Annotated in this window: 13 protein-coding genes; 5 read left to right on the top strand and 8 right to left on the bottom strand. The window is 61.4% G+C overall.

The genetic code is table 11. From position 1 onward, the window contains the following. Nucleotides 1-230: 230 nt before the first annotated feature. The 4 genes from AC4PTT_RS11950 to AC4PTT_RS11935 all read right to left on the bottom strand — a co-directional run bounded on the left by AC4PTT_RS11950 (nucleotide 231) and on the right by AC4PTT_RS11935 (nucleotide 2,113). Nucleotides 231-410: a hypothetical protein gene (locus AC4PTT_RS11950; protein WP_206545476.1), complete on the bottom strand. Its 180-nt coding sequence runs from the start codon at nucleotides 408-410 to the stop codon at nucleotides 231-233. Nucleotides 411-550: 140 nt separating this feature from the next. After that, nucleotides 551-796: a GlsB/YeaQ/YmgE family stress response membrane protein gene (locus AC4PTT_RS11945; RefSeq protein WP_113156265.1), complete on the bottom strand. Its 246-nt coding sequence runs from the start codon at nucleotides 794-796 to the stop codon at nucleotides 551-553. Between the two features lie 117 nt (nucleotides 797-913). Then, nucleotides 914-1,786 carry a maleate cis-trans isomerase family protein gene (locus AC4PTT_RS11940; protein WP_492161216.1) on the bottom strand — a complete coding sequence of 291 codons (873 nt, stop codon included), beginning with the start codon at nucleotides 1,784-1,786 and terminating at the stop codon, nucleotides 914-916. Between the two features lie 66 nt (nucleotides 1,787-1,852). Next, nucleotides 1,853-2,113, bottom strand: coding sequence for a hypothetical protein (locus AC4PTT_RS11935; RefSeq protein WP_206545475.1), 261 nt, complete (start codon nucleotides 2,111-2,113; stop codon nucleotides 1,853-1,855). 303 nt (nucleotides 2,114-2,416) lie between these two features. On the opposite strand from AC4PTT_RS11935, the gene AC4PTT_RS11930 reads away from it, so the two are divergent. Beyond that, the gene (locus tag AC4PTT_RS11930) at nucleotides 2,417-3,862 is read left to right on the top strand and encodes an alanine/glycine:cation symporter family protein (protein WP_113154982.1); all 1,446 of its coding nucleotides are present in this window, start codon (nucleotides 2,417-2,419) and stop codon (nucleotides 3,860-3,862) included. A gap of 115 nt (nucleotides 3,863-3,977) precedes the next feature. On the opposite strand, the gene AC4PTT_RS11925 is transcribed toward AC4PTT_RS11930, so the two are convergent. Beyond that, nucleotides 3,978-4,226 carry a hypothetical protein gene (locus AC4PTT_RS11925; RefSeq protein WP_113154983.1) on the bottom strand — a complete coding sequence of 83 codons (249 nt, stop codon included), beginning with the start codon at nucleotides 4,224-4,226 and terminating at the stop codon, nucleotides 3,978-3,980. A gap of 336 nt (nucleotides 4,227-4,562) precedes the next feature. On the opposite strand from AC4PTT_RS11925, the gene AC4PTT_RS11920 reads away from it, so the two are divergent. The 3 genes from AC4PTT_RS11920 (at nucleotide 4,563) to proX (ending at nucleotide 7,857) form a co-directional block, all read left to right on the top strand. After that, nucleotides 4,563-5,816: a quaternary amine ABC transporter ATP-binding protein gene (locus AC4PTT_RS11920; protein WP_317561155.1), complete on the top strand. Its 1,254-nt coding sequence runs from the start codon at nucleotides 4,563-4,565 to the stop codon at nucleotides 5,814-5,816. Further along, complete coding sequence (locus AC4PTT_RS11915) at nucleotides 5,813-6,745, top strand: ABC transporter permease (protein WP_113154985.1); 933 nt, start codon at nucleotides 5,813-5,815, stop codon at nucleotides 6,743-6,745. Before AC4PTT_RS11920 ends, AC4PTT_RS11915 begins: the two co-directional genes overlap by 4 nt. Before the next feature lie 101 nt (nucleotides 6,746-6,846). After that, nucleotides 6,847-7,857: a glycine betaine/L-proline ABC transporter substrate-binding protein ProX gene (proX, locus tag AC4PTT_RS11910; protein ID WP_206545473.1), complete on the top strand. Its 1,011-nt coding sequence runs from the start codon at nucleotides 6,847-6,849 to the stop codon at nucleotides 7,855-7,857. A gap of 105 nt (nucleotides 7,858-7,962) precedes the next feature. Here the strand turns inward: proX and AC4PTT_RS11905 are convergent, their stop codons facing one another. Continuing rightward, nucleotides 7,963-8,259, bottom strand: a complete 297-nt coding sequence (locus AC4PTT_RS11905) for a hypothetical protein (protein ID WP_492161215.1) — start codon at nucleotides 8,257-8,259, stop codon at nucleotides 7,963-7,965. A 42-nt stretch (nucleotides 8,260-8,301) separates the two neighbouring features. Then, nucleotides 8,302-8,754, bottom strand: a complete 453-nt coding sequence (locus tag AC4PTT_RS11900; protein WP_492161214.1) for a TspO/MBR family protein — start codon at nucleotides 8,752-8,754, stop codon at nucleotides 8,302-8,304. A gap of 356 nt (nucleotides 8,755-9,110) precedes the next feature. Here AC4PTT_RS11900 and mgtE point away from each other — a divergent pair, with 356 nt between their 5' ends. Continuing rightward, nucleotides 9,111-10,526 (top strand): magnesium transporter, encoded by a 1,416-nt coding sequence (mgtE, locus tag AC4PTT_RS11895; RefSeq protein WP_113154989.1) that lies wholly within the window; start codon nucleotides 9,111-9,113, stop codon nucleotides 10,524-10,526. Between the two features lie 48 nt (nucleotides 10,527-10,574). Here the strand turns inward: mgtE and AC4PTT_RS11890 are convergent, their stop codons facing one another. Then, a complete protein-coding gene (locus AC4PTT_RS11890; RefSeq protein ID WP_206545518.1) occupies nucleotides 10,575-11,759 on the bottom strand; it encodes an MFS transporter in 1,185 nt (394 codons plus the stop codon). Nucleotides 11,760-11,991 lie beyond the last annotated feature (232 nt).

The following is an 11,991-nucleotide window of genomic DNA, read 5'->3' as shown; positions in this document are numbered from 1 at the left end:
GCCCCGGTATATTCAATTTCTGGTTTTTATATGGCGTTTCATTTTCAGATTGAGCGAAATGCCAAATGAATTGCTAGCATCCGATCCAAAAGATCATCAACGGGGCTGATATAATTGTCCCGGTATAAATGCTTGATGACAGAAGGATTGGTCACCCGGTTGCGCACTGGATTGGAGCCGGGCGAGGGGCGGGCGATCTTGTTTCTGTTGGTGGGGGCGGAGGCGGAGGCTCAGCCGTGCGGCGAAAGCCGGCTCGCCGGGTGCCGGCTGGCTGCCCGGTCATCGATATGGCGGCCATCAATGTATCTGCGGCTGATCGCGCGTGACAGCAGCTCCACCGTCGCGGTCGAAACGACGATAACGGAGATGGCCAGCGCCAGCGCATTCATGATTTCGGTCAGGGTATCCATGGTCTTCGACCTTGCAGGGCAACAATGACGATAAGTCGCTACCCGGCAAAGCGATGCATCACGAATTCTTCCGCCCATTAAGAAACCGGCAGGGCGCAGGACCCTGCCGGTTTCAATTGTCTGGCCCTGTGCGCTCGCCGCTATTTCGCGACGGCACGCACAATGGCTATGAGAATACACGCGCCGATGAAACCGGCGATCAGGTTGCCGAGCCAGCCGGCAAACGAAATTCCCACCACGCCCAGAAGCGCGTTTGCGACAGCCGCGCCGACGATGCCCAGAACGATGTTCATGAGAAGGCCGGTGTTGGTGTCCATGAACTGTTTTGCCAGCCACCCGGCAATGCCGCCGATGATGATGGCGGCGATCCAGCCAATGCCCTGCATCAGAATCACTCCTTGAAAAGAAAGGCGGCAAATGATCGACCGGTTTCGCCCTCCGTTTCAAGCCGACCGGCGAAAGAATGTTTCAAAATAGAGGTGTGAAGCCGGTATTGATCTGCTTCACAGGTCGCGCAGCAGGGCTCCGTAGCCTTCGATCCGGTCTTCGATGCCGGCCAGTCTGAGGCAGTTCCACATCATTGCCTGGTTGCTCACGACGACCGGCTTGCCGATCTTCTGTTCCAGCGCGTCGACGATCTCAAGCGAACGCAAAGCGCTGCAGCTGATCAGCACGGCATCGGCGTCGGCCGTGTCGATCGACGCGCCGAATTCGAGAAGGAATTCCGGCGTCACCCGCACCATCTCGCTGTCATAGTCCAGATTGAGCCCCGCATAGGCGGTGATGTCGAAGCCCGCGTCATGCAGATAGCGGACGACGTTCTCCGTCAGTTCTTCCGCATAGGGCGTGGCAACGGCCAGTTTCCGGACATTCAGCGCCTCAAGCGCCTTGTGGACGCTGCCCATGAGCGAGGTTGCGCGCGCATTGGGGGCACCCCGGTTCAATTCTTCACGCACCCGCGCTTCGCCGACGGCGACCGTTCCCGATGTGCAGGCGAGGCACACCACATCCAGCGCATCGTCGGGAAGGATGCGCCCGGCCGTCTCCGCGAGGCTGTCGGCGAGCTGCGCGAGTGACCCGGTTGAGATTTCATGCGGCATGCGGGCGCGCGAGAAATAGGTGCTGACACCGGGCGGGGCCATGCGCACCATGTCTTCCTCGACCAGCTGGTCATTGGGCACGAGCACGAAACCGAGCTTGGCGCGGGCATTGCGCCCGTCATCGAAGCGGACTGGCCCCGGCGCCTCCCGTTTGCGGTCTTTTGGCCCTGGGGTTTTGGGCCGCGGGGTTTTTGGCCCTGGGGTTTTGGGCTGCGGGGTCTGCAGCATTGCGGTCATCTTGGCTGTGCTCGTCTGTGCGTGTGTGCGATGCGCCAATCATCGTCTCTCGCCCGGCGCGATGCAATCGAGCGCTTGCCAATTCCCGAAATTCTTCACGCGGGTCTACTGGCTCTTCCGTCCGGCAACGAAGTCGCCGCGCCAGGCCGCGCGCCGCATTTTGGCGAGCGTGGTGATGTCGAGGCCGTCGGTCTTTATGGATGCGATGGCGATCTCCATCATGGCCAGATGGACCTGCTGGCTGCTCCAGCCGCGCTCCCGTGCCGAAACCAGCACCTGCCTTAACGCCGGCTCAATGGCGTCACGACATGTCTGCGCCTCGCTCACGAAATCTGCGGGCACACAGTTTTCATATGCAAACGACATGCTTTCCCCCCGGGAAGCGTGAAAACGGACTTGTTTTTGTTTGGCATGCTGAATTTTGGCGGTTCACTACCACAACCACAGCGTTCCGACGAGTCGTCCAATCGGGGTAGTGCCCAACTCACGCGTGCAAGCGTTATGAAAGTGTTAATTCAGGCGGGTAGGGGGCGAAGCAATGCCTGACGCGCGCGTGCGCTCATTGCGTTTGCGCGCTATCATGTCGCGTCTGCACTGGCCTCCCGGAGGAAGCGTGGCTACGCACGGGCCGGTCGGCAGCAGTCTATTTCTGAAAGTGAGGATACGGAAATGACATTCATACGAGACTTATTTGGCATCATAGGCGACTTAACCTGGGGGTGGGCGCTTATTCCGATCCTCATCGTTCTTGGCATTTTCATCACCGCGCTGACCGGTTTTGTGCAGTTCCAGTTCTTCAAGCGCATGTTCCGTGTGCTTTCCTCCAAAAACCAGAGCGGGGATCCAAATGCGATCTCCGCGCGCGCAGCGCTCCTCGTTTCCGTTGGCGGTCGCGTCGGCGGCGGCAATATTGCCGGCGTTGCGGTGGCGATCACGTTGGGCGGGCCGGGCGCGGTGTTCTGGATGTGGGCCGTGGCTCTGGTCGGTATGGCCACCAGCCTGGTCGAATGCTCGCTCGCCCAGCTTTACAAGCGGCGCGAGCCCGATGGCACGTTTCGCGGCGGACCGGCCCGCTCGATCATCCACGGTCTTGGCCATGAGCACAAATGGCTCGCCGTTCTTTATGCGGTCTGTCTGATCGCGGCCTTCGCCATCGGCTTCAACGCGTTTCAGGGCAACACGGTCGCCGGCGCAGCGCAGGAGAGCCTTGGCATCGACCGGATGTGGTCCGGCATTCTGCTCACCGTCATTGCGGGTTTCATCGTCTTCGGCGGCATCCGCCGCATCGCGCTTGCAGCCGATGTTGTGGTGCCGGTCATGGCGCTGGCCTATCTGCTGATGGCCATCTTCATCATCGTCATCAACATCACCGAGTTACCGGGTGTCCTTTACTCCATCGTCATGAACGCCTTTGGCTTCGAGCAGGCGGTTGGCGGCGGCATGGGCGCGGCGCTGGCGCAGGGGTTACGACGCGGCCTGTTCTCCAATGAAGCGGGGCTCGGCTCCGCCCCCAATGTGGCGGCCACGGCCGATGTGCGTCACCCCATCAGCCAGGGCATCACCCAGTCCTTCTCCGTGTTCATCGACACGATCGTGATCTGTAGCTGCACGGCCTTCGTGATCCTTCTGGGCGATGTCTATACGCCGGGTGCGGAAGGCATTGATGGCGTGGTGCTGACCCAGCAGTCTCTGGTCTCGCATCTGGGTGAATGGACCCAGTATTTCCTGACCTTCATTCTGCTGCTCTTCGCGTTCAGCTCGATCATCTACAATTACTATCTGGGTGAAAACGCCCTGACCATCATCACCGAAAGCAATGTCGCGGTGAACATATTGCGCCTGACCGTCATGGGCATGGTGTTTCTCGGGGCGGTGGCGCCCGGCGCTACGGCGGTGTTCTTCTTCTCGGATCCGCTGATGGGCGTTCTGGCGCTGGTCAATCTGATCGCCATCATGATGCTCTTACCCATCTGCCTGCGCATTCTGAAGGACTTCCGCGAGCAGCTGAAGGCAGGGGTGGACCGCCCGGTTCTCAACCCCGACAATTTCCCGGATCTCGATATCGACCGCACGGCATGGACCGGCAAGGTGCGCACATTCCGCGAGGCGGCGTAGCGCGCGGTCGTTTCAGGCGCCGGCATACGGAAAAGGGCAGGGGAAACCTGCCCTTTCTCAGTTCTGGAAGAGCCCCGGAATGCTGGAGGAGCCTCTGACCGGGAGGGAGGGCCCGCTAAAAGCCCAGAAGAACAGCCGCGGCAATGGACATGGCCACCGCCAGCGCAGTCAGCGCCACGAACACACGTGCCTTGTCGAGAAACATCGCATAGCCGGCACACCACGCGGAAGTGGCCGCGCCGAGTGCGAAGAAAAACGCATCCCGCTCACCAAATGACAGCGATGCAGCCATCAGGCCGCCAATCACGATTGCGCCGAAAATCACGATGGTGGCAGCGGCATAAGCGTCGTAGCGGTCGTTCATTCTTCATCCCTTCACTGGTGCGTTTGCTGCGTCGCAGGCGCCCCCCGCGTGTCTATCCCTAACAGTTCATCTGGCCGAAAGGAACGCCCGCCAGTCCGCCGCGTTCCGGCTTTCTGGGCATGGTTCAGGATAATTCGATGCTGAATTAATTTTCACTCACTGTTGCGATTCGTAATATCGCACGTTATGTCTTTAGCCATGTATGGTATTTTCACATCATGCGCGAGGAAGACTTAAGTCTCTCAGCGCTCCGCCTGAGTGCAGGGATATGTGAAATATTGAGCAGGTGTTCTACCTGTATTTCATTTTCCATAAAATAATCAATCAAGAGGAACCATGAAACCCAAGCTAAGGGTCGAGAATGTTTACAAGATATTTGGAGATCATCCAGAACAGGCGCTCGAAGGTCTGAAAGAGGGCAAGTCGAAAATCGAGATTTTCGAAGCAACGGGACAAACCGTTGGTGTCCAGGATGTCAGTTTCGATGTTGGTGAGGGCGAAATTTTTGTGGTTATGGGCCTGTCCGGCTCGGGCAAGTCGACACTTGTCCGCACGCTGAACGGTCTGATTGCCCCCACATACGGCAAGATCCTCATCGATGATGATGACGTCGCCAGCTGCTCGGCAGACCGGCTGCGCAAGGTTCGCCGCGAAAAGATCACCATGGTCTTCCAGCATTTCGCGCTTTTCCCGCACAAGACCGTTGCCGACAATGTCGCCTACGGCCTCAAGATCAAGGGCGAGGGCGCTGCCGAACGGCGCAAGAAGGCGCTGGCGGCGCTGGAGCAGGTCGGGCTTGCCGCCTATGCGGACAGCTTCCCCAGCGAACTGTCGGGCGGCATGCAGCAGCGCGTCGGCCTGGCGCGCGGTCTCGCCACCGATCCGCAGATCCTGCTCATGGACGAGCCTTTCGGCGCGCTTGATCCGCTCATTCGCCGCGAGATGCAGGAAGAGCTCCTGCACCTGCAGAAGAAGCTCAAGAAGACCATCATCTTCATCACCCACGATCTCAACGAGGCGCTGCTCCTCGGTGACAAGATCGCCATCATGAAGGATGGCGAGTTCGTCCAGGTGGGCACCGCGCAGGAAATCGTCGACAACCCGGCTGACGAGTACGTCGCCGCCTTTGTCGCCGACATTGATCGCGGCCGCGTGTTCGACGCCGCCCATGTGGCAGAACGCCCGATCACGGTCGAGCTTGGTGAAAAGGGCGCGGCGGAAAAGGCGCTTGAGCTCATGGAAGAGCACAATCGCAATGCGCTCTACGTGGTCGACAAGGACCGCATCGCCGGCCTCGTCACCTATCAGGAGCTGGCGGTTGCCGCACGCGAGGAGGGCCGGACCGATCTTTCCGAAGTGATGGTCACCGAGGTTCCGACCGTCGAGCGCGAAACCCCGCTCAACGAACTTTATGGCGCAGCGAGCGCCGGCTACCCGATCGCCGTTGCCGACAAGCGCGGCCGGCTTGCCGGCGTCATCGAGGCGCAGGCGGTGTTCTCGCAGCTTTCGGGCGACGAGAACGACGACACGGCGGTTCCGGCGGAAGACGCCGAAGCCCGGCAGTCCGCCAGCGAAGGAGACCGCCCATGATTAGCCCCGCTGACCTCGTTCAGATCCCGCTCGACGACTGGGTGAACAGCTTCGTGCGCGATTTCCTCGTGCCGAATTTCCGCCCCTTCTTCAGAAGCCTGCAGGTGCCGGTCACCGTTGTTCTGGGCTGGCTCGACGCCTTCTTCCACTGGCTGCCCATGCTGGTCTTCACGGCCATCCTGACCGTGATCGCCGACCGCACGGCCGGTCGTGGCGTGGCAATCTTCACGCTCATCGCGCTGGTCTTCATCGACATGATCGGCCTGTGGGCGGAAACGATGACCACGCTGTCCATGATCATCACCTCGGTGTTCTTCTGCGCCGTGATCGGCATTCCCATCGGCATCTGGGCGGCGCGCAGCGACCGTGTCCTGCTTGTCGTGCGTCCGATCCTCGACATCATGCAGACGATCCCGTCCTTCGTGTATCTGGTGCCGATCGTGATGCTGTTCGGTGTGGGCATGGTGCCGGGCATCATCGCCACCATCATCTTTGCGCTGCCGCCCATCATCCGTCTCACCAATCTCGGCATCCGCAATGTGCGCGCCGACCTGATCGAGGCGGCCGAGGCGTTCGGTTCCACCCGTTCGCAGATGCTGTGGGAGGTCCAGTTCCCGCTGGCGCTTCGCACCATCATGGCGGGCCTCAACCAGACCCTGATGCTGGCGCTTTCCATGGTCGTCATCGCCGCGCTCATCGGCGCGGGCGGTCTCGGTCTCACGGTCTACACCGGCCTTGGACGCCTCAATGTGGGCGCGGCAACGGCCGGCGGCATCGGCATCGTGCTTCTCGCGATCATTCTCGATCGCATCACTCAGTCGCTCGGCGAAAAGAAAGCCGTGCAGACGCCTTCGCTCTGGCAGACGCTGCGCTCGATGTTCGGGCTCGGCAAGCCGGTCAAGGAAGAGCAAGCGGGCAAAGCCGCCTGAGGCGAGACCCGCTCTGCGGAACGCAATTGCGCGTTCCGCTCTTGCGGCAGCGGCTCCATTCGCTGCCACCACTGAAAATCACATAAAGGAGACTGCTTGTTATGACTGGTCTTAAGAAAAGCATCCCCGCAATTGCAGCCCTGGCGCTGCTCGGCTCCGTCGCCATGCCGGCGATGGCCGCAGACGCGCCTGGCGAAGGCAAGACGATCAAGATGGCCCAGGCCACCTGGGACACCGGCTGGTTCCACTCCGAGATCTACAAGCAGCTGTTCGAGGAACTCGGCTACACTGTCGATGGCCCGACCACGCTCGACAACCCGCCCTTCTACCAGGCCGTCGGCTATGGCGACGTCGACCTCTGGGTGAATGGCTGGTTCCCGATCCACGATACCTATCGCCCGGCCTTTGAAGAGTCCGCCGAGATCATCGGCGCCGTTGCCGCTGGCGGCGCGCTTCAGGGCTATCTGGTGGACAAGGCATCCGCCGAGAAGTTCGACATCAAGACGCTTGACGATTTCAAGCGCGACGAGGTCAAGGAAGCGTTCGACCGTGATGGCGATGGCAAGGCCGATCTGGTTGCCTGCCCGCCCGGCTGGGGCTGTGAGGTTGCCATTGAAGGTCACCTGACCGAGTACGGCCTCAAGGATCACATCAACGAGATCAAGGCGAGCTATTCGGCTTCCATGGCCGATGCGGTTGCCGCCCATGACAGCGGCGAGCCGATCCTGTTCTACACCTGGACGCCGAACTGGACCGTCAACGAGCTGAAGCTCGGTGAAGACGTTGTCTGGATTCAGGTTCCCGAGGAAGCCACCGAAGAGAACGCAGCTGCCGGCATCGCGTCCTGTGTGGCCGACCCCTGCGTGATGGGCTTTGAGGCGAACGACATCGTGCCGGTCGCAAACTCCAAGTTCCTTGAGGAAAACCCGGCTGTTGCCGCGGTTCTCAAGACGGCTTCGATCCCGCTTGAAGACATCTTCGCCCAGAACTCTGCGATGAATGACGGTGCGGACAGCCCCGAAGACATCAAGAAGCAGGCTTCGGACTGGATCGAGAAGAACCGCGAAATGGTTGATGGCTGGCTCGAAGAAGCCCGCAAGGCTGTCGACTAAGAAATTGGCTCAGTCAGGCGCTCTTGCCTGACACGGCACAATTCGAGACCACGCGCTGGAAACTGCGCGTGGTTTTTTTGTGGGTACGGATGAAGGCGCGGCGATCTAGTAAAGCCGCGGCGGGGCCGTGTAGATCGGAACATCCAGATCCGGCTGCACCGGCTGGATACGGTAATTGAGGTCCTGCTGCTGGCGCAACCAATCCCGATGCTGGTCGTCCATCGCATCGCGGGTCCGTTCGGCCTCGCTTTCGGCGCGCTCCTGTCGGGCGCGTTCCGCTTCGGTCAGCGTCTTCGTGTCTTCTGCCGCATGAACCGGCATTGCAGCCTGTATGGCCGCCGCCGCCGCAAGGGCGAAGGCCATGCCGGCAATGCGTAACCCGTCTTTCAGAACTGTGCTCATGGCCCTTATGTAGTGTGCCAGGCTGCGTTTCGACAGGGAGGCTCAGTTGAGCGAGAGAATGGCCCCGTTCAGAAGGGCCGCGAAGAACACCCATGCCGCATAGGGCAGGAACATCAGCGCCGATGCACGGTCCGAGCGCCAGCTTGCTACAATGAAGGCGGTGATCGTTGCCGCCAGAAGCAGGATGATCAGCAGGGCGAGCCCCACCTGATGCAGCACGAAGAAGGCCGGCGACCAGGCGAAGTTCAAGACGAGCTGAAGCCACCAGAGCCGCATCGCCATGCCATGCCGTGCGCGCTGCCATGTCCGTGCGCCCGCCACCGCGATCAGCACATAGAGAATGGTCCAGACCGGCGCGAACACCCAGTTTGGCGGGTTGAAGGCCGGCTTTGCCAGCGCCGCATACCAGGGGCCGGGCGCGGTGATGTATCCGATGGCGAGACCCGCGCCGACAACGAGAAGCAGAAAGACTGGCAGGACGCGAATGATGGGCATGGTTTGATCCGTATTGATGTTCTTGAGGGGAGGTGGCTGCGTGCTTCCGTGCAGATCACATGTCCGTTTCGCTGCGGATTTCAAGGCGAGGTGATGCAAAAGAAGAGTGTTTTGCCCCGTCCCCGGTGGGTACCCCAAGGGGAAACCCAGGGGGAACCCCAGGGGGAACAATGCCAATTCACCGGCATTATTGTTCTGGCAGACGTGTGACCGCTCCTCAGGCAGGGGCGGGGCCGGGCGGAATTTCTCTGGCGGAAAGCGCCCTGTCGCGGTTGCCGTGCGGCGCGCGCCTCTGTATTGCCGGATGAGGGCCGTGCCCGTTCACAAAGCCGCAATTCCCAGCCAGGGAGGACCATTTGAGCGAGCCTGAAGGACTGGACGAGAAAACCGGGGCGGAAGCCGCCGACGGTCTGGGCATTTATGACGAGGATGGCGTCGTCTCCGCGCCGTTCCTGGCCCATATCGGCGCAGCCATAGCCGACCGGGACACGATCACCCTCAGACAAGAGGTGAGTTCGCTCCACCAGTCCGAAATCGGCGATCTGCTCGAAGCCCTCCTGCCGGATCAGCGCCTCGCGCTGGTCGTGCTGATGGGCGACGATTTCGACTATACGGCGCTGACCGAGGTCGATGAGGCGATCCGTCTCGAAATTCTCGAAAACCTGCCCAATGCGCAGGTCGCGCGCGCCGTCGAACAGCTCGATTCGGATGACGCCGTCTATATCCTGGAAGATCTGGAACAGTCCGATCAGGACGAGATTCTCGCCCAGCTTCCGTTCACCGAGCGGGTGCGGCTGCGCCGGTCGCTTGGCTACCCGGACGAAACCGCCGGCCGGCGCATGCAGACGGAATTCGTCGCCGTGCCGCCGTTCTGGACCGTCGGCCAGACCATCGACTACATGCGCGAGGAGCAGAACCTTCCGGAGAGCTTTTCGCAGATATTCGTCATCGATCCGACCTTCCGCCTCGTGGGCGCCGTCGATCTCGACCGCATCCTGCGCACCGGGCGGGGCACCAAGATCGAAGACATCATGCGGGAGACGCGCCACGCCATTCCGGCCACGATGGATCAGGAAGAGGCGGCGCAGATCTTTGAAAAATACGATCTTCTGTCCGCCGCCGTCGTGGACGACAATGAGCGCCTCGTGGGTGTCCTGACCATTGATGACGTGGTCGACGTCATCCAGCAGGAGGCCGAGGAGGATCTTCTGCGCCTTGGCGGCGTGGGTGATGAAGAACTCTCCGACCGCGTGTGGACGGCCGCGCGCTCGCGCGTGCCATGGCTGATGGTGAACCTCATCACCGCTTTCCTTGCTGCGTCGGTGATCGGCCTGTTCGACGACACGATCGAAAAAGTGGTGGCGCTCGCCATCCTGATGCCCATCGTCGCCGGCATGGGCGGCAATGCCGGCTCGCAGACCATGACGGTCACCGTGCGCGCGCTCGCCACCCGCGACATCGATATCTACAATGCCGGCCGCATCATCCGTCGTGAGATGGGCGTCGGGGTGTTCAACGGCATCGTTTTCGCGATTTTGATCGGCGCTGTGGCCGCCGCATGGTTCCAGGATTACAATCTGGGCGGCATCATCGCCGCCGCCATGATCATCAACATGTTCGTGGCGGCGCTTGGCGGCATTCTCATCCCGCTTCTGCTCGACCGGGTGGGCGCCGATCCGGCCGTCGCCTCGGCCGTCTTCGTGACGGCCGTGACGGATGTGGTGGGCTTTTTCGCCTTCCTTGGTCTGGCGACCTGGTGGTTCGGCGTCTAATAGAGCAGTTCCAGGAAAAGTGGGAACCGCTTTTCCGCCCGGAATTGCTCAGGCCGGAACGGCTGCCATGGCCGAGCGGCGCGCGCGATAGAGAATGAAGAACGCGATGGCCACATTGCCCAGGTTCCATGCGATCCCGTTGAGGAACGCCGCCTGGTAGGAGCCGGTCAGATCGTAGATCCAGCCCGACATCCAGCCGCCCAGCGCCATGCCGATAATGGTCGCCATGATCACCACGCCCATGCGCTGGCCCGCTTCGCGTGCGGGCAGATATTCGCGCACGATGATCGCGTAGCTCGGAATGATGCCGCCCTGCGACAGGCCGAAAATGAACGACACCATGTAGAGCGAAGCGAGCCCGTTGAACGGAATGTAGAGAAGCAGCGAAAGGCCCTGTAGCACGGAGCCGAGCAGCAGTGTCGGCACGCCGCCGATTTTGTCTGCGAGCACGCCGGAGATCAGGCGGCTTGCAATGCCCGCGCCCAGCATCAGCGACAGCATTTCCGCGCCACGCGCAATGTCGTAGCCCAGATCGATGCAGTAGGCGACGATGTGCACCTGTGGCATCGACATGGCGACACAGCAGCCGAGACCGGCCAGAACGAGCAGGCTCTGAAGCGCGCGGGGCGACAGGTCGATGGGGCGTCGTCCGCCCGGCCGCCGCGCCTGTGCGCCCGGCATTTCATCCGCCTCCTGCACGACAGGTTTCGCGCGCATCAGAAGCGCCAGCGGCACGATGCTGACAATGCAGAAAACGCCGATGCCCAGAAAGGTCACGCGCCAGCTCGTGTGTTCCAGCGCAAGCTTGATGACGGTCGGCCACAGGACACCGGACAGGTAATTGCCGCAGGCCACAGCCGCCACCGCGATGCCGCGGCGCTTTTCGAACCAGTGCGAAATGTCCGCCAGAAGCGGCCCGAAACAGGCCGCGCCGCCCAGTCCGATCAGAACCTGAAGGATGACAAACTGCCAGAGCGCGGTCGTGAAACTGGAGAGGATGAAGCCTGCGCCCAGCGCCGCACCGGCAATCGCCACCGGCATCGCCACGCCGGTCCGGTCGGCAAAGCGCCCAAGAAGCACATTGCCCAGCGCAAATCCGACCATCGCGCTTGTATAGGGCAGGGATGCCGCCGCGCGGTCAACGCCGAACTCCGCCTGAATGGGCGGCAGAACCACGACAAAGGCCCAGAGCCCCACAGTGCCGAAGGTGCCGATCAGGATCGCGATCGTCATCCGGAACCAGGCATAGGGTCCGTCGATCGCGTTGTCGCCGGCGCTGTAGAAGCTGCGCAAATGCACGTCTTGTCATCCTTGCTCGTGAGAGGCGTTCATGCGCGCCTGCCGAAACAGGCTCGATCCTGAACAGTTATTCTCATAGCGCGTGGCGATGCGCCACCGTAGGGCCAGTCGCCCTGTCATGCCTGTCCATGCCCGCGCGCCCCGCCATGGCATACGGGCCGTATGT

Source organism: Nitratireductor sp. WH36-1 (genome assembly GCF_058725515.1).
The sequence above is the reverse complement of the archived record's forward strand: the minus strand, read 5'-3'. Positions and strand labels throughout refer to the sequence as shown.